Genomic DNA, 16,703 nt, shown 5'->3' on the forward strand with positions numbered 1-16,703 from the left:
CACAATCGCGCGGTCCGAATGAGCCGGCGAACAGGGAGTGGTTATGGTGCAGCGGCCGAAGCCTTTTGAAGTCCACGCCTCAGGGGCGTATCTGCACGGCACCAAAGCTCAACTGGCTGTGGGCGATTACTTGATGCCCGGGTACCGGTCCAACTACGACGACCGGCGGGTGATGAATCACGTCTACATCACCCAGACCCTGGACGCCGCGGTGTGGGGAGCCGAGTTGGCCGCCGGCGAAGGCCGAGGCCGCATCTACATCGTGGAACCGCAGGGACCCTTCGAGGACGACCCGAACGTGACCGACAAGAAGCTGCCCGGCAACCCGACGCGGTCATTCCGCACCCGCGAACCGGTCCTGGTCGTCGGCGAGATCACCGACTGGGAAGGGCATTCCGACGAACAGTTGCAGACCATGCGGGACAACCTGGCAGAACTGCGGCGCCGGGGGCTCGACGTCATCTACGACTAGAGACCTCAGAGGTCGAACGTCGTCGTCTCGGCGACCGACCGGCGCGACACCGGCGGGAGCGGATCGCCGACCGACTGCGGCCCGAGCCGGATCAGTGCCTGCGGAACCGCCTGCCCGTCGAAGAGCTCGCACGACAGCATCAGGCGGTCGCGGGCCTCGCGCAGCGCCTCGGTGAGCGGGCATGTGACGAGCCCGAGCGCCGCCGCCGACAGCGTGACCGCGCTGAGCGCTTCCCCCGCGCGCAACCGCATCGCCTCGGTGTCGGTGTCGGTCGCCAGCACGAGCATCGCGGCGTCATCACCGGGGTGGCCCGGCGACCCGTCGCCGTAGCGCAGCGCGACGGTGTCCCCGTCCCGGGCCCACCGCGCCGACGGCACCACCGTCAGCCTGACCCCGAAACGTTCCGCACGCAGCATCAGCAGTTCGATCGTGCCCGCGTCCAGGTCGCCTCGGAAGGGTCGGCGATCGGCCCGTCGACGCGATATCGCCTCGACCAGTTCCAGGCTCCCGCCTCCCGGGGGTGCGGGTTCGAGTTCGACCGTCGCCAGCACGTCGTGGTCGGGGAAGCGGTGGATGCGGCTCGACCAGCCCTGCGCCGCCAGCGCGACCGCGCAGTGGTGCAGGACCGCGCCGCAACTGAGGACGACGTCGCGCCGGTCGTGGTCGGAGTCCCCGAGGCGCCGGGTCCAGTCGGCGAACAGCATGACCCCGCGATCATCGACGAGCCAACGCCACGGCTGTGCGTTGCGGGCCGACGGGGCGTGTGCGGCGAGGTCCAGTACGCGCTCCAGAGCGGGCGCGTCGGGAAATGCCGTGGGCATACCGCGATTGTAGGAGAGACGTGGGAAAGCCCTGGTCGGCTCAGCCCCAGGTGCTCAGGCCCCACAACGACATGACCGGCGCCACCAGCGACGCGTGCACGATGCGGCCGAACGCATCGTCACTGTGCGCGAACAGGATTCCGACCGCCGCGACCGTCCCGTCTGGTTGGCGCGCGTACACCGGCGCGCCGGAGTCTCCGAGATCGTCCCAGGCGCGGAAGGACACCTGGTTGTCGGTGACCGACGTGACGGGCCCGCACGACAGCCCCGTGCGTGCGCCGGACTTGCACAGCTCGGGTTGTTCCCGCCGCACGTCGTCGCCGGACATCACCCGGGACACCCGCATGCCGTCGACCTGGTCGACCAGCGGGACCGAGCTGCCCGCCAGATCCACCAGACCGACGTCGCGGACGCCCGGCAGCACCTCCCACCGCACGTAGCGGCCGACCACCCGGTCGCCGGTCGGGGTGCGCTGCAGCACCGTGTCGTTGAGCGGGTCACGGTCGCAGTGGCCCGCGGTGAGCATGCCCGGGCTTCCGCCCGGGGTGCGCACGGTGAAACCGGCGGTGCACTGGTACGGCAGGCCGTTGCCGGCGAGGGTGGTGCTCACCAGGTGCGCCCCCGGGCTGGCCACGGGATACTCGCCGAAGGCGTGCGCAACGGGTGCCTGTGTGAAGGTCAGCGCGGCGAGAGCAGCCGCGGCGGTGCCGCCGACGGTCTTGAGTAGGTTTCGCATCACCCTGCTGCGTACCCACTTCCGGCGACCGATGGTGCGGTGTGACGGTTCTCGCACCGCCCCAGTCTGCGGGACCCGGCGCTGCCCGGCTGTGTTTTTACCCAAATCGGTAATTGCCGCTGGCGCAACAGTATTGGCGCGCTACAGCCAGGCGGGCATCACTTCGATCGGGTTCACCCGCATGCCGTGCCGACCGATGTCGTAGCTGACCAGTATCCGGAGATCCTCGGTCTTGACCGTCCACCCGTTGAGCTTGCTGATCTGGCCCGGTCCCAGCACGAGGTCGGCGGACGGGTCACCCGGCACCGTCCCCGAGATGTAGTACTGCTCACCGGTCGCGAGCAGCACCGCGAGAGGCTTGCCCTTCGGCGAGATCTGGAAGGGCGCGCCGTCGGTCCTGCCGCACACCGTCGCGGGGCGCCCACGTCCCTCGTAGTCGGCGCTGAGCAGGCACCGGATCTGACCGTCGAGCACCCGGATCGTCCGATCCGGGGGAGTCGCGGAGGCGAGCGGTAGGACCGAGACCGCCCCCATGACGGCCATTGCGGCCGATGTCGCGGCAACCACACGAAGCATGTTGTCTCCACCCGGAGTGACCAGTCACTGGCATCGCGATGCTCTCATGTCCAGAAGTCACACACGCGTGAATCGGCGGTAAACATGACCGGTTGCCGCCATCGACCCCCGGCGCTAACTGCAGACCGCGCCGACCGCCGCCGAACCCACCAGCTTCGTGTACTTGGCGAGCACCCCCGTCGTGTAGACCGGCGGCAGCGGTTCGAAGCCCGCCTTGCGCGATTCGAACTCGGCCTCGTCGACGAGGATGTCCAGCGTGCCGTTGGCGACGTCCAACCGGATCCTGTCCCCGTCACGCACGAATGCGATCGGTCCGCCGTCGACGGCCTCCGGCGCGATGTGCCCGACGCACAGACCCGTCGTCCCGCCCGAGAACCGTCCGTCGGTCATCAGCAGCACGTCCTTGCCCAGCCCGGCGCCCTTGATCGCACCGGTGATCGCCAGCATCTCGCGCATCCCCGGGCCGCCCTTGGGGCCCTCGTAACGGATGACGACGACGTCGCCGTGGGTGATCGTGCCGTCCTCCAGCGCGTCGAGCGCCGCCCGTTCGCGCTCGAAAACCCGTGCGGTGCCCTCGAACACGTCGGAGTCGAAGCCGGCCGACTTGACCACCGCGCCCTCGGGGGCCAGCGATCCGTGCAGGATCGTGATGCCGCCGGTCGGGTGGATCGGGTTGTTCATCGCCCGCAGCACCTTGCCGTCGGGGTCCGGCGGCTCGATGTGGGCCAGGTTCTCGGCCATCGTCTGACCGGTCACCGTGAGGCAGTCCCCGTGCAGCAGTCCGGCGTCGAGCAGTGCCCGCATCACCACCGGCACGCCGCCGATCTCGTCGACGTGCTTCATCACGTACGCGCCGAACGGCTTCACATCCGCCAGGTGCGGCACCTTCTGCCCGATCCGGGTGAAGTCCGCCAGCGTCAGCTCGACCTGCGCCTCCCACGCGATGGCCAGCAGATGCAGCACCGCGTTGGTGGAACCGCCGAAGGCCATCACGACGGCGATCGCGTTCTCGAAGGCCTCCTTGGTCAGGATGTCGCGGGCGGTGATGCCGCGACGCAGCATCTCGACCACCGCCTCGCCGGAGCGGCGCGCGAAGTCGTCGCGCCGCTTGTCGATCGCCACCGGAGACGCGCTGCCCGGCAGCGACATGCCGAGCGCCTCGGCGGCCGAGGCCATGGTGTTGGCGGTGTACATGCCACCGCAGGCGCCCTCACCGGGGCAGATGGCCCGCTCGATGATGTCGACGTCCTCCCGCGACATCAGCCCGCGCGCACACGCACCGACCGCCTCGAAGGCGTCGATGATCGTGACTTCCTTCTCGCTTCCGTCGGTGAGCTTCGCGACGCCCGGCATGATCGAGCCGTTGTAGAAGAACACGCTCGCCAGATCGAGGCGGGCCGCGGCCATCAGCATGCCGGGGATCGACTTGTCGCAGCCGGCCAGCAACACCGTGCCGTCGAGGCGTTCGGCCTGCACCACGGTCTCGACGCTGTCGGCGATGACCTCGCGGGACACCAGCGAGAAGTGCATGCCCTCGTGGCCCATCGAGATGCCGTCGGAGACGGAGATCGTGCCGAACTCCAGCGGGTAACCCCCGGCCTCGTGCACACCGCCCTTGACCGCCTGGGCCAGCCGCTGCAACGACATGTTGCACGGCGTGATCTCGTTCCACGACGAGCCGACCCCGATCTGGGGCTTGACCCAGTCGTCGTCGGTCATGCCGACCGCGCGCAGCATGCCGCGCGCGGCGGTGCGCTCGAGCCCGTCGGTCACGTCGCGGCTGCGGGGTTTGATGTCGACCGATGAGCCGCTTGCGCGAAGAGAATGCGAGCGTGAGTCTGAGGGCATGGGGTGATTATGCGCCCGTCGATTCGTCGGCCACATCTCGGTCGATACCCCCGAGGGGTACTAGTACGCTGGCCGCATGACGTCGCTCCTCCTGCGCCTGTTCGCCGTGCTCGCAGTCCTGGCGCTGGCGACGGGCTGCGGCGGTGGCGGTGACGAGGTCTCCGGCGACGGTTCGACCGGACCCCAGATCCCCGAGTCGCCCGTCATCACCGGGAACCCGGCCGGCTACAACGCCGCCGACATCACGTTCGCGTCGACGATGGTCAAGCACCATCAGCAGGGGATCGAGCTCGCGAAACTCGTCTCGGCGCGCTCGGGGAACCAGCAGCTGACCGCGCTCGCCGACCAGATCGTCGCGATCCAGCAGCCCGAGATCAACATCCTCAACGTGTTCCTGGTGCAGTGGGACGAGAACCCGGACATCCGCACCGGGCCGGGAGGCGACGAGCCTCGCGACCAGTCCGTCCCGGGAACCGTCGACGACGCGACCGTCGCCCGGCTCGAGTCGCTGCAAGGGCCGCAGTTCGACACACTGTGGCTGGAAACGATGCTCGGCCACCACCAGGGCGGTGTCGACATCGCCACCCGCGAGATCGACAACGGCGCCAACGTCGACGCCGTCTCGGTGGCGAAGTCCATCGTGGCGGGCCTGAATCCTCAGATGAGCGTGATGAGACAGATGCTGGAGGGGATGCCGTGAGCGACGACTCGACCACACCGCCCGACGAGACCCATGGCTACTCCGCGCAGAAGGAGAACTACGCCAAACGACTGCGGCGTATCGAAGGCCAGGTGCGGGGCATCGCGAAGATGATCGACGAGGACAAGTACTGCATCGACGTCCTCACCCAGATCAGCGCGGTGAACAGCGCGCTGCAATCCGTCGCCCTCGGGCTGCTCGACGAGCATCTCGGGCACTGCGTCAGCCATGCCGTCGCCGCGGGCGGCGCCGACGCGGACGCGAAACTCGCGGAGGCCTCCGCGGCGATCGCCCGCCTCGTCCGCTCCTGACACGGGTGTCTAGCCGCAGGCGATCGCGGCAATACGGGACGGATGCGTGTCGCACTGATCGCCCCCCACCACTTCCCGATCCGTGAACCGTTCGCCGGCGGAATCGAGTCCCACGTCTGGCATCTGGCCCGCGCGCTGATCCGGCAGGGTCACGCCGTCACGCTGTGCGCTGCGGCGGGGTCCGACCTCGCGATGGAACATCCGGCGCTGACCGTCACGGTGATGCCGCGCAGCGCCGCCGCCTCGCGCGTGTTCCCGCCGCCCGGCGCGATCAAGGAGTCCGCCCACCACGCGTTCGTCGAGCTGATGTCCGAGCTCGCCGATCCGGCGAGCGGTGTCGACGTTGTCCACAACCACAGCCTGAACCCCGTCCCGGTGCTGACGGCCCGCCGCCTGCCCGTCCCGGTGCTGACGACGTTGCACACGCCGCCGTTCCCGGCCCTGGAGGCCGCGGTCGGCGCCGTCGCGCGCAGCGGTCAGGCGTTCGCCGCGGTGAGCCCCCAGGCTGCCGCCGCATGGGAGCACGTCGGGATACGTCGAATGGCATTGGTGCGCAATGGAATCGACACGTCGCGGTGGCCTGCCGGCCCCGGTGGTGAAGACCTCGTGTGGTCGGGTCGGCTCCTTGAGGAGAAGGGTCCGCATCTCGCCGTCGACGCCGCGCTGCGGGCCGGCCGCCGGATCGTGCTCGCCGGGCCGATCGTCGACGACCACTTCTTCCGGCGCAGGATCGCGCCGACGCTCGGCAGCCGGGTGAGCTACGCGGGTCACCTCGGCCAGCGGGAGCTGGCAACGCTCGTCGGTCGCGCCGCCGCCGCGCTGGTCACCCCGCTGTGGGACGAGCCCTACGGGCAGGTCGTCGCGGAGGCGATGGCCTGCGGAACACCGGTCGTCGCCTTCGCCGGCGGCGGCATCCCCGAGCTGGTCGACGAACACAGCGGACGGCTGGTCGAACCCGGCGACGTCGCGGCGCTGGCCGCCGCGGTGCCCGAGGCGGTGGCGCTGCCGCGGGCCGGGGTGCGACGGGTCGCCCGGCAGCGGCACGGGCTGGCGCGGATGGTCACCGGGTACGTCGCGCTCTACCGCGCCCTGATCGCCGAGGCCACCCCGCCCCCACGCCCGCCGAAATTGCATTCCAGCAGAGAAAGTGCGAGTGGCGACCTGCTGGAATGCAAGTTCGGCGTCGGAAGATAGGCGGGTCAGGCCAGGGCGTCGTCGATGCGCTGCACCTTCGCGGTGAGCTGCGCGGTGAAACCCGGACGGATGTCGGCCTTGAGCACCAGGCTGACCCGCGGGGAGACGGCGGCGACAGCGTCGACGGCCTGCTTGACCACGGCCATCACCTCGTCCCACTCGCCCTCGATGTTGGTGAACATCGCATTGGTCTCGTTGGGAAGCCCGGAGGCACGCACCACCCGGACGGCTTCGGCGACCGCGGCACTGACGCCGCCGGTCTCATCGGCGCCGGAGGGACTGATGCTGAACGCGACGATCATGGGGTCCAGTGTCACCCGGGCGGCCCCGGCGTAACGATCCGTGGCCGGGCGACGAACATCAATGCAGGTCAAGACCCTCCTTGTCGAGGGTGTGGAGGGCCGGCGCATCCGTCGACCGGCGAGAACGACCGCGACGCTGTGCCACACTGGGGTCAGTCGCCGGACTGGAGGTAATGCATGCGGCAGCGAAACAGGAAACGGCTCATGGCCCTGCTGATGACGGCGGGCGTGGTCGCGGGACTGACGCTCGGCGCACCGTCGGCACTGGCCCAACCGGCCCCGGCCCCGGCGCCCGCCCCGGTCCCGCCACCGCCGGCGACGGCCACCGGAGCGACGACCCCGGCCACCGCCGACCCGTTCGCCGTGATCCCCGGGACGCCGCAGCCGATCCCGGAGGGCACCCCGGCCGGGCAGAATCCGAACCCGTTCGTCGGTCAGCCGCCGTTCGTGCCGCCGTCGTTCAACCCCGTCAACGGCTCGATCGCCGGCGCGGCCAAGCCGATCTACATCAACTTCCAGCGGCCGATCGCCAACCGGCAGATGGCCCAGGACGCGGTCCACATCTCGTCGAATCCCCCGGTCCCCGGCAGGTTCTACTGGGTCACCGACACCCAGCTGCGGTGGCGCCCGCAGGACTTCTGGCCGGCCGGCACCGTCGTCACCATCGACGCGGCAGGCACCAAGTCGAGCTTCACGGTGCCCGAGCAGCTGACCGCGACCATCGACAACGACACCAAGCAGATGGAAGTCCACCGCAACGGCGTCCTGGAGAAGACCTTCCCCGTCTCGCTCGGCAAGCCGGGCTATGACACCAAGAACGGCACCTACTACGTGCTGGAGAAGTTCGACGAGATCGTGATGGACTCCTCGACCTACGGCGTTCCGGTCGACGACCCGTCCGGCGAGGGCTACAAGCTCAAGGTCAAGGACGCGGTCCGCATCGACAACAGCGGCATCTTCGTCCACGGCGCCCCGTGGTCGGTCGGCTCGCAGGGCGAGAGCAACGTCAGCCACGGCTGCATCAACCTCAGTGCCGAGAACGCCAAGTGGTTCCGCGAGAACTTCGGCAGCGGCGATGCGGTGGTCATCAAGAACACCGACGGCGGGCTCTACACCCAGCCCGACGGCGCCTCCGACTGGCAGATGTTCTGACCGGATAGCTTTTTCGCGGCCCCCCGCGCGCCTGCCGTGCCACGATGAGCACAGGCCGGCGGCGGCCCTGCCGTCGGCGCTGCAGCCGAGGGTGGGCCCATGCCCGAACACACCGGACCCGGTGATCACAGGGCGGTCGTGCGGACGATCGCGGTGATCGTGCTGATCGCCGTCGCCCTCGTCGCCCTGCGCGGATATCTGCCCGAGGCCTCCGAACCGCGTCCCGAACCCGAACGCCTCGACAGCGGGTCGGGCAGCGTCGCGGCGGTCGTCGCGATGCTGGCGGTGTCGCTCGCGGCCATCGCGATCTCGGTGCTGGCGCAGGCGCGGCAGCGCTCCGGGATACCCTCGGCGGCCGAACCGCACCGCGCACCGCGTGCCGGCCCGCTGCGACTGCGCTGGCGGCCGTTGCTGATCGCCGCCGCGATCCTGCTGGCCTGGTCGGTGGTGTTGCTGCTGCTGATGCGCTGGGTGTCGCCGTTGCCGCTCGACGAACCGCCGGCCCCGCAGGGCGCGTCCGCGACCGACCCCGCCGAGGGCGCGGAGCCCGGGCCCGCCCCGGCACCGCGCCAGACCGGCGCCGGCGACAGCGTGTTCGGGATCCTGGCCGTCGCGACGGTGGTGCTCCTCGGGCTGTCCGTCGTCGGGACGCTGCGGGGACGCCGGCGGACCCCGGCGCCGGCCGTGCCCGTCGAGGCACCCTCCGACGCCACCACCGGCGGCGCGGGACCTGATCTCGTCCGGGCCGCCGAACTCGGGCTGGCCGAGGTGGACGATCCGAATCGCGATGCCCGCGAGGCGATCATCGCGTGCTACCTCGCGATGGAACGCGAACTGGAGAAGTCGCCGGGCACCACACCGCAGGACTCCGACACCCCGTCCGAAGTGCTGGCCCGCGCGACCCGGCACCACGCGCTGCAGGCCGACAGCGCCGCCGAACTCGTCGACCTCTTCGAGGAGGCGCGCTTCAGCCCCCACGTCATGGACGACGGTCACCGTGTCGCCGCCGTGCGGGCGCTGCAGGCGGTGCTACGGGATCTGCGGGTCGCGCCGTGACGAAACTCGTTGTCGGCGGCGTCGTCCTGGTGATCGCGGTGCAGGCGTTCGCGCTCACCCAGCTCGAGCGTGAAGTCGTCGTCGCGGTCACGGGCGGTGCGCTGGCGTGCGTGCTGATCGCCGTGCGGGCCCGGCTGGATCATGATGCCGTACCGGACGACGACGCGCGCGCCGACGACGCCGCCGCGGCGATCCGGCGGTGGCTCTCGCGCACCGAGACTTTGATCTCATGGTCGGAATCGTCGCGATCGGACTGGGACCGGCGGCTGCGCCCCATGCTGGCCCGGCAGTTCGAACTCGCCGCGGGCCGACGGAAAGCGAAGGACCCCAGAGCATTCGAGGCCACCGGACGGATGGTGTTCGGCGACGAGCTGTGGCAGTGGGTGGATCCGGACAACATCTCGCGATCCGGCAGCCTCGAACCCGGACCGGGACGGCGCACACTCGACGACATCCTGCGACGCCTGGAGCGACTGTGAGCACGCCGGCGCTCACCACCGCGCGGTGCGAAGCCGTGCTCGACGAGATCGGGCGCGGCGTCGTCGGAAAGCGCGGTGCGCTCAACCTGATCCTGATCACGGTGCTGGCCCGTGGCCACGTGCTCGTCGAGGACCTACCCGGACTCGGAAAGACGTTGATCGCCAAATCTTTTGCCGCCGCGCTCGGTCTGGAGTTCACCCGGGTGCAGTTCACGCCCGACCTGCTGCCCGCCGATCTGCTGGGCTCCACCATCTACGACATGCAGTCCGGGCGTTTCGAGTTCCGTCGCGGCCCCGTCTTCACCAACCTGCTCCTCGGCGACGAGATCAACCGGACCCCGCCGAAAACCCAGGCGGCCCTGCTGGAAGCGATGGCCGAGCGGCAGGTGAGCATCGACGGCGCCACCCACCGACTGCCCGAACCGTTCCTGGTTCTGGCCACCGACAACCCGATCGAATACGAGGGCACCTACCCGTTGCCCGAGGCGCAACTCGACCGGTTCGCGATCCGGCTCGAGCTGAAGTACCTCTCCGAGTCGGAGGAGGCGACGATGCTGCGCCGCCGCCTCGACCGCGGATCCGCGCCGGCCACGGTGAATCAGATCGTCGACGCGCAGGATCTGCTGCACATGCAGGAATCCGTGGAACAGGTGTCGGTGCACGACGATGTCGTGCAGTACGTGGTGTCGCTGGCCGCGGCCAGCCGGCAGCACCCGCAGGTCGCCGTCGGCGCCAGCCCCCGCGCCGAACTCGACCTGGTGCAGCTGGCGCGGGCCCGGGCCTTGCTGCTCGGCCGTGACTACGTGATCCCCGAGGACGTCAAAGCCCTTGCGGTGCCGACGATGGCGCACCGCATCAGCCTTCGCCCCGAGATGTGGGTGCGCCGGGTGCAGGGCGCCGACGTGGTCGAGGAACTGTTACGCCGTACCCCGGTGCCCCGGGCGCGGTGAGAGCATGGTCGCCGTCGAACTGCGTTGGCGCGCCTCGGCATTGACCCAGTCGATCGCGACATGCGTGGCGGCGGCGATCACGGTCGCGCTGGTGGCCGGACGCTGGGAGCTGGTCGCGTTCGCCGCGCCACTGGCCGGGGCGCTGTGCTCCATCGGGTGGCAGCGACGGCTGCCGACCGTGACGGTGACCGGAAGTCCGCCGTTTCAGAGGTGTTTCGAGGATGAGCAGGTGTCGGTGGGGATGACGGCCGTGGCCGACGACGGCGCCGCGGTCACGCTGGACTGCACCGCCCCCGCCCCGATGGTGCTCACCCATCGGCCGGCGGGTGAGCTGACCGTGCAGTCGTCTCGGTGGGGCAGGTATCCGGTGCGCGCCGGTGTGCGGGTCTGCGGTCGGGGCGGTCTGGTCACCGGAACCGGAACCGTCGACGCCGCGGAGGTCTGCGTGTTCCCGCTCGCGCCGGCGCAATCCACTGCGATACCGCGCACCGACCTGCTCGACCGGCTGGGTACCCATCTGACCCGGCACACCGGCCCGGGTGTCGAATTCGCCGACATCCGGCCCTACGTGCCCGGCGATCAGCTGCGCATCGTCAACTGGCCGGTCAGTGCCCGCCGCGGAACTCTGCACGTCACCGAACGGCTCACCGACCGGGCCGCCGACGTGGTGGTGCTCGTCGACACCTATCCGCAGCCACCGGGCCCGGCCACCGCGGCCACGGAGCGCACGGCCCGCGGCGCCGCGCAGGTTGTGCAGAGCGCGCTGCGCTACGGCGACCGCGCGGGGCTGGTGGCGCTGGGTGGCCGCAGCACCCGCTGGCTCGGCGCCGACATCGGCCGGCGGCAGTTCTACCGCATCCTCGATACGGTGCTCGGCGCGGACGACACATTCGAGAAGGCCACCGGCACACTGGCTCCCCGCGCCGCCGTGCCGACGGGCGCGATCGTCGTCGCGTTCTCGACGATGCTCGACACCGAGTTCGCGCTCGCACTGATCGATCTGCGCAAACGGGGTCACCCGGTGGTCGTCGTCGACGTGCTCGAAGGCAGCCCGGTCGAGGGCGAGCACGACCCGCTGGTGCACCGCATGTGGGCGATGCAGCGCTCGTTCATGTACCGCGACATGGCCACCGTCGGCGTCGACATCGTGGCCTGGCCGGGCGACGCGACGCTGGACCAGGCGATGGCGCTGGTCCCCGCGCGCCGGAGACGCTGATGACGAGATCGCTGCTGCCGGTCGCCTTCGGGGTGCTGATGACGGGCGCCGCCGCCTACCGGGCGAGCGGGCCGGCACTGCTGGTGCTGGGCGCCGCGGTGGCCGCGGTGGTCGCGTCGGCATGGCTGCGTCCCGCGGGCACGGTGGCGGTCGTCCTGGTCGTCGGAGCCATCGTCCTGAACCCGTCCGCACCCCTGCACACGGTGCTGGCCGGATTGGCCGCGACCGTGTATCTCGTTGTCCTGCACACCGCGGCGACCGTGCCGACGATGGTGTTCGCCGTCGGGTTCGGTGCGGTCGCCGCCGTCGTCGCGGCGTTGCCCCTCGGTGTGCCGTGGCTTCCTCTCATCGCAGCGCCGGCGCTGCTCGCCGGCTATCTGCTGGCCCTGCGGCCGTTCACCCGCTGAACCGGCGTTCCGTTCGTCACAGCGTGCATCACCGGCAGCAGATGGGGAATGCCGTCACAGGACGAGGAGGTCCCCCGAATGTCGCACCCGACGCCCGACCTGACGACCCGGCCCGCCCCCGTGCTGCTCTACGACGGGATCTGCGGATTCTGCAACGGCGCCGTGCAGACCATCCTGCGGCTGGACCCGCACGGCAGCCTACGGTTCGCGGCTCTGCAGGGTGAATTCGCCGACGGCGTGCTCACCCGCCACCCGTACCTGGCGGGGGTCGACTCGATCGTGTTCGTCGAGAACCCGGGACAGTCCGACGAACGGGTGGCCGTCAGAACCGATGCGGCGCTGCGCGTCGCGGCGTACCTCGGTGGTCCGTGGCGGGTGCTGAGGGTGGCGGGTGTCATCCCCGCCCCTGTGCGCGACCGGCTCTACGACGGATTCGCCCGGGTCCGGTACCGCATCTTCGGCACCCACGACACCTGCCCGATCCCCGCGCCGGAGGTACGCGCCCGCTTTCTCGGCTGACGCGCACCCCCGGCGTCGGCTCAGTTCCAGATGTGCACGCGCCGTTGAGGTTCCAGATACAGGGCGTCCTCGGGATCGACGTCGAACGCGTCGTAGAACGCGTCCATGTTGCGGATCACGCCGTTGCACCGGAACTCCGGTGGTGAATGCGGGTCCACCGCCAGCCGCCGGATCGCCTCGGCCTCACGGGATTTCGTGCGCCACACCTGCGCCCACCCATAGAAGACTCGTTGCACACCCGTCAATCCGTCGATGACGGGCGCCGGTTCACCCTTGAGCGAGAGCCGGTAGGCGAGCAGTGCTATCGAGAGCCCGCCGAGGTCACCGATGTTCTCGCCGACGGTGAACGCGCCGTTCACGTGGTGCGAGGGCTCCAGCCCGCGCGGGGTGAACTGCTCGTACTGCTCGATCAACGCCGTTGTGCGCTTGCCGAATTCCGCGCGGTCCTCGTCGGTCCACCAGTCCACCAGGTTGCCGTCGCCGTCGTACTTGGCGCCCTGGTCGTCGAACCCGTGCCCGATCTCGTGCCCGATCACCGCGCCGATACCGCCGTAATTGGCCGCGTCGTCGGCATCGGCGTCGAAGAACGGCGGCTGCAGGATCGCCGCGGGGAACACGATCTCGTTCATCCCCGGGTTGTAGTACGCGTTGACCGTCTGCGGCGTCATGAACCACTCGTCGCGGTCCACCGGCCCGCCCAGCTTCGCCAGATCGCGGTCGTACTCCAGCGCATACCCGCGCCGGTAGTTGCCGTACAGGTCGTCACGCTCGATGACCAGTGCCGAATAGTCGCGCCACGTGTTCGGGTAGCCGATCTTCGGCGTGAACTTGTCGAGCTTGACCAGGGCCTTCTCGCGTGTCTGCGCCGTCATCCAGTCCAGCGTGTTGATGCTGACCCGGTAGGCCTCGCGCAGGTTGGCGACCAACTCGTCCATCCGGGCCTTGGCCTGCGGCGGGAAATGACGCTCCACATAAAGCTTGCCCAGCGCCTCGCCCATCAGGGCCTCGACGACCGACACGCCGCGCTTCCAGCGATCCCGGATCTCCTCGGTGCCCGAGAGGCGCTTGCCGTAGAACGAGAAGTCCTCCGCGATCAGCTCGTCGGTGAGCAGGAAGGCTCGGCCGTGGATGACGCGCCACCGCAGCCAGTCCTTCCAGTCCTCAAGGCTTGAGCCGCTCCACAGCGATGCGAACGCCGTCAGATAGTCCGGCTGGCGCACCACGACCTCGGCGGCCTTGTCCCGATCGGCACCGAGTCCGCCGAGCCAGCGTGTCCAGTCGAAACCCGGTGACTCGTCGGTCAGTTCGGCGAACGTGCGCAGGTTGTAGGTCAGGTCGGCGTCGCGCCGCTTGACCACATCCCAGTGCGCGGCGGCGAGTTTGGTCTCCAGCGCGACGATCCGTTGGGCCGTCGCGGCGTGCTCCCCGGGATCCCCGCCCAGCACGAGCCCGAACATCGCCGCGATGTGGCCGGGGTAGGCGGCCAGGATCTCGGCGTGCTGCTCCTCGCGGAAGTACGACTCGTCGGGCAGCCCGATGCCCGACTGGGTCAGATGCAGCAGGTAGCGACTGGAGTTCTTCGAGTCGGTGTCGACGTAGAGACCGGTCGCACCGCCGATTCCGGTGCGCTGCAGCGAGCCCAGGACCTCGGCCAGCGCGTCGGGTGACCCGGCCGCGTCGATGGCCGCGAGCTCGTCGAGCAACGGCGCCAGGCCGCGGTCGCGGACCGTCTGCTCGTCCATGAAGCTCGCGTACAGGTCCCCTATCCGCTGCTGGTCGGTGCCCTCGGCGGCGTGCGCCGACGCGGCTTCGGTGATCAGATCGCGGATCTGCTCCTCGGCCCGGTCGTACAACGTGCGGAACGCGCCGTCGGTCGCCCGGTCGCCGGGTATCTGGTACTCGGCCAGCCAGCGACCGTTGACGTGACCGAACAGGTCGTCCTGGGGGCGGGCGTCGGCGTCGACGTAGCGCAGATCGATGCCGGATTTCGCAGAGGTGTCAGATGTAGCTTCTACCGTCACCCCACCAGGGTGCCAGAAGGACGCGACCGCTGAGTTTGCACCGGCACGCGGGTCTGAACACCCATGACCGAGATTTTTCTGTCCATCCAGGTGAGTGTCGACGGCTACATCGCCGGACCCGACGGCGATCTGAGCTGGACCGACGTCGGCGACGACGACGTCGACGAGCTGATGGCCGAGCAGCTGCGCGGCATCGACGCGATGATCTTCGGACACACGTCCTACCGGCTGCTGGCGCCGTACTGGCAGGACGGCCCGACCGAACGCGCCGTCGACCGTGAGCACACCCGGCTGATGAACACGGTGACCAAGCTGGTGCTTTCGCACGGCACGCCGGACCTGAGCTGGGGGCCGGCCGAGCGGATCGGCGCCGACCTGCCCGCCGAGATGGCGCGACTCAAGGACAGCGGCGGCAGAGCCGTCGCGGTCTTCGCCGGCGCCGAGACCGCCCGGACGCTGCTGCCCTACGTCGACGAGATCAGGCTGGTCGTCTATCCGGTCCTGCTGGGCTCGGGTCTCGCGCTGTTCGGTGAGCGGCGTCAACCGCTGAGCCTCGTCGGGGCCAGGGAGTTCCCGGCGTCCGGAGTCGTGCAGCTGCGCTACCGCCGCGGGAGCTGACCGGCACCCGGGTACCCTCACGCGCATGCCCGATGACGAGCAGCCTTCCGACCCGGCGCCGGGGGGCGGTGTCTCCGGCGTCTCAGGTGTCTTCAGTGGCTACGGCGTCGCCTCCGCCGTTGCCGGGGTGGTGGCTGTCGTCGCCGTCGTTCTCGCGGGCCTCTTCTGGTCCGGCCACCGCGCCGACACCGACGAACTCCGGTACCGCACGCAGGTGCTGCAGACCGCGGCGGACTGGACGGGCATCCTGATCAACCTGAACAAGGACACCATCGAGGCCGACATGGCCAGGCTGCACGACGGCACCGTCGGCCGGCTCAACGCCGATTTCGAGAGCAGCATGGAGCCGTTCCGCACGCTGGTGCAGACACTGAAGTCGAGCACCACCGGGCAGGTCGACTCCGTCGCGATCGAGACCATCCATCACGACGACCCGGACGCGCCCGCGGCGCCGCCCGCCACGGACCTGACCGGGTTCTCGTCGCGCACTGACACCGTGATGGTGATCGCGACGTCGCTGTCGGAGAACTCGGGCACCGAGGCGCCGCAGACGGTGCGCTGGACGCTGCGCCTGGACGTCACCGACGTCGACGGCGCGCTGAAGGTGTCGCGGCTGGAGTCGGTGCGATGAGGAACCGTTGGCGCGTCCTGGTTTTCGACCTGCTCGCACCGGCCGCCGCGATCGCTGCGCTGGTGTACATCGGGGTTGCGCTGAGCTGGCCGCTGTGGTGGGTGGCGGTGTGCTCGGTGCTGTGCCTGCTGATCGTCGAGGGTGTCGTGGTCAACCTCGTGCTCGCACGCCGCGACGCGGTCACCGTCGGCACCGACGACGAGGGCCCCGGTCTGCGGCTCGCCGTGGCCGGGACCGCGGCGGCGGCGGTGGTCGCCGCGGCCGTCGTCGGTTACGTGTCCTGGACTGTCCCCGACCGCGTCCTGCGCGACGACACCGCCGAGGTGGCCGGCATCGCCAGCAGTGTCGCCGAGGCATCGGCGACCTTCACCCCGCAGAACCCCACCGGATCCATCGACCGGGCAGCGGCGATGATGTCGGCCGCCAGCGCCGAGCGGTTCAAGAGCGAATTCGCCGCCGTGGCCGAGGATCTCGGAAGCAGAAACGTGTCGGCCCAGGCCCGCACCGTCTCCGCCGGCGTCGAGGCCATCGGTCCGGATGCCGCCAGCGTCGCGGTCATCCTGCGCGGAACGCAGTCAGCGCCCGGCCGGCGGCCCGACACCGCGGTGCTGGCGCTGCGCGTCGCGCTGTCGAAGACCGACGGGCGGTGGGTCGTCGAGGACGTGTCGCCGATCCACTCCCGGTAGGCCCCGCG

At 70.0% G+C, this 16,703-nt stretch carries 20 protein-coding genes; 14 read left to right on the forward strand and 6 right to left on the reverse strand.

The features are described from left to right. Positions 1 to 43: 43 nt before the first annotated feature. Positions 44 to 472 (forward strand): NAD(+)--rifampin ADP-ribosyltransferase, encoded by a 429-nt coding sequence (arr, locus tag DYE23_RS00890; protein ID WP_011891490.1) that lies wholly within the window; start codon positions 44 to 46, stop codon positions 470 to 472. A 5-nt stretch (positions 473 to 477) separates the two neighbouring features. On the opposite strand, the gene DYE23_RS00895 is transcribed toward arr, so the two are convergent. The 4 genes from DYE23_RS00895 to ilvD form a co-directional block, all read right to left on the reverse strand. After that, positions 478 to 1,293 carry a nitroreductase family protein gene (locus tag DYE23_RS00895; protein ID WP_011891489.1) on the reverse strand — a complete coding sequence of 272 codons (816 nt, stop codon included), beginning with the start codon at positions 1,291 to 1,293 and terminating at the stop codon, positions 478 to 480. A 40-nt stretch (positions 1,294 to 1,333) separates the two neighbouring features. Continuing rightward, positions 1,334 to 2,086 (reverse strand): chymotrypsin family serine protease, encoded by a 753-nt coding sequence (locus DYE23_RS00900; RefSeq protein ID WP_142360631.1) that lies wholly within the window; start codon positions 2,084 to 2,086, stop codon positions 1,334 to 1,336. Positions 2,087 to 2,170: 84 nt separating this feature from the next. Further along, positions 2,171 to 2,605, reverse strand: coding sequence for a hypothetical protein (locus DYE23_RS00905; protein ID WP_011891487.1), 435 nt, complete (start codon positions 2,603 to 2,605; stop codon positions 2,171 to 2,173). A 114-nt stretch (positions 2,606 to 2,719) separates the two neighbouring features. Continuing rightward, the gene (ilvD, locus tag DYE23_RS00910) at positions 2,720 to 4,453 is read right to left on the reverse strand and encodes a dihydroxy-acid dehydratase (RefSeq protein WP_041799738.1); all 1,734 of its coding nucleotides are present in this window, start codon (positions 4,451 to 4,453) and stop codon (positions 2,720 to 2,722) included. Between the two features lie 76 nt (positions 4,454 to 4,529). On the opposite strand from ilvD, the gene DYE23_RS00915 reads away from it, so the two are divergent. Genes DYE23_RS00915 through DYE23_RS00925 form a run of 3 tightly spaced genes read left to right on the forward strand, consistent with a single transcriptional unit; the run spans position 4,530 to position 6,658 of the window. Next, positions 4,530 to 5,153: a DUF305 domain-containing protein gene (locus DYE23_RS00915; protein WP_115326237.1), complete on the forward strand. Its 624-nt coding sequence runs from the start codon at positions 4,530 to 4,532 to the stop codon at positions 5,151 to 5,153. After that, positions 5,150 to 5,464, forward strand: coding sequence for a copper-sensing transcriptional repressor RicR (gene ricR / locus DYE23_RS00920; protein WP_011891484.1), 315 nt, complete (start codon positions 5,150 to 5,152; stop codon positions 5,462 to 5,464). Before DYE23_RS00915 ends, ricR begins: the two co-directional genes overlap by 4 nt. Positions 5,465 to 5,506: 42 nt before the next feature. After that, positions 5,507 to 6,658: a glycosyltransferase gene (locus DYE23_RS00925; protein ID WP_115326238.1), complete on the forward strand. Its 1,152-nt coding sequence runs from the start codon at positions 5,507 to 5,509 to the stop codon at positions 6,656 to 6,658. A gap of 5 nt (positions 6,659 to 6,663) precedes the next feature. On the opposite strand, the gene DYE23_RS00930 is transcribed toward DYE23_RS00925, so the two are convergent. Then, positions 6,664 to 6,960 carry a thiamine-binding protein gene (locus tag DYE23_RS00930; protein ID WP_013470405.1) on the reverse strand — a complete coding sequence of 99 codons (297 nt, stop codon included), beginning with the start codon at positions 6,958 to 6,960 and terminating at the stop codon, positions 6,664 to 6,666. Positions 6,961 to 7,137: 177 nt separating this feature from the next. Between DYE23_RS00930 and DYE23_RS00935 the strand changes: the two genes are divergently transcribed. The 7 genes from DYE23_RS00935 (at position 7,138) to DYE23_RS00965 (ending at position 12,739) form a co-directional block, all read left to right on the forward strand. Then, positions 7,138 to 8,112, forward strand: a complete 975-nt coding sequence (locus tag DYE23_RS00935) for a L,D-transpeptidase (protein ID WP_013470406.1) — start codon at positions 7,138 to 7,140, stop codon at positions 8,110 to 8,112. A gap of 99 nt (positions 8,113 to 8,211) precedes the next feature. Further along, positions 8,212 to 9,168: a DUF4129 domain-containing protein gene (locus DYE23_RS00940; RefSeq protein ID WP_115326239.1), complete on the forward strand. Its 957-nt coding sequence runs from the start codon at positions 8,212 to 8,214 to the stop codon at positions 9,166 to 9,168. After that, positions 9,165 to 9,647 carry a hypothetical protein gene (locus tag DYE23_RS00945; RefSeq protein ID WP_011891478.1) on the forward strand — a complete coding sequence of 161 codons (483 nt, stop codon included), beginning with the start codon at positions 9,165 to 9,167 and terminating at the stop codon, positions 9,645 to 9,647. The genes DYE23_RS00940 and DYE23_RS00945 overlap by 4 nt, the downstream gene beginning before the upstream one ends. Beyond that, complete coding sequence (locus DYE23_RS00950; protein WP_115326240.1) at positions 9,644 to 10,597, forward strand: AAA family ATPase; 954 nt, start codon at positions 9,644 to 9,646, stop codon at positions 10,595 to 10,597. Before DYE23_RS00945 ends, DYE23_RS00950 begins: the two co-directional genes overlap by 4 nt. 4 nt (positions 10,598 to 10,601) lie before the next feature. Beyond that, positions 10,602 to 11,813 carry a DUF58 domain-containing protein gene (locus tag DYE23_RS00955; protein ID WP_115326241.1) on the forward strand — a complete coding sequence of 404 codons (1,212 nt, stop codon included), beginning with the start codon at positions 10,602 to 10,604 and terminating at the stop codon, positions 11,811 to 11,813. Beyond that, positions 11,813 to 12,220, forward strand: coding sequence for a hypothetical protein (locus tag DYE23_RS00960; RefSeq protein ID WP_115326242.1), 408 nt, complete (start codon positions 11,813 to 11,815; stop codon positions 12,218 to 12,220). Before DYE23_RS00955 ends, DYE23_RS00960 begins: the two co-directional genes overlap by 1 nt. A gap of 78 nt (positions 12,221 to 12,298) precedes the next feature. After that, the gene (locus DYE23_RS00965) at positions 12,299 to 12,739 is read left to right on the forward strand and encodes a thiol-disulfide oxidoreductase DCC family protein (RefSeq protein WP_115328826.1); all 441 of its coding nucleotides are present in this window, start codon (positions 12,299 to 12,301) and stop codon (positions 12,737 to 12,739) included. A gap of 20 nt (positions 12,740 to 12,759) precedes the next feature. On the opposite strand, the gene DYE23_RS00970 is transcribed toward DYE23_RS00965, so the two are convergent. Beyond that, complete coding sequence (locus DYE23_RS00970; protein ID WP_115326243.1) at positions 12,760 to 14,760, reverse strand: M13 family metallopeptidase; 2,001 nt, start codon at positions 14,758 to 14,760, stop codon at positions 12,760 to 12,762. Positions 14,761 to 14,823: 63 nt separating this feature from the next. Between DYE23_RS00970 and DYE23_RS00975 the strand changes: the two genes are divergently transcribed. From DYE23_RS00975 to DYE23_RS00985, 3 genes are read left to right on the forward strand one after another with little or no spacing between them, the layout of a single operon-like run. After that, on the forward strand, positions 14,824 to 15,378 hold the full coding sequence (locus tag DYE23_RS00975) for a dihydrofolate reductase family protein (RefSeq protein WP_115326244.1): 555 nt from the start codon (positions 14,824 to 14,826) through the stop codon (positions 15,376 to 15,378). A gap of 25 nt (positions 15,379 to 15,403) precedes the next feature. Then, positions 15,404 to 16,009: an Rv1363c family protein gene (locus DYE23_RS00980; protein ID WP_115326245.1), complete on the forward strand. Its 606-nt coding sequence runs from the start codon at positions 15,404 to 15,406 to the stop codon at positions 16,007 to 16,009. Then, positions 16,006 to 16,695: a hypothetical protein gene (locus DYE23_RS00985; protein ID WP_011891470.1), complete on the forward strand. Its 690-nt coding sequence runs from the start codon at positions 16,006 to 16,008 to the stop codon at positions 16,693 to 16,695. Before DYE23_RS00980 ends, DYE23_RS00985 begins: the two co-directional genes overlap by 4 nt. Positions 16,696 to 16,703 lie beyond the last annotated feature (8 nt).

The sequence above is a fragment of the Mycolicibacterium gilvum genome, assembly GCF_900454025.1.
Taxonomy (GTDB): domain Bacteria; phylum Actinomycetota; class Actinomycetes; order Mycobacteriales; family Mycobacteriaceae; genus Mycobacterium; species Mycobacterium gilvum.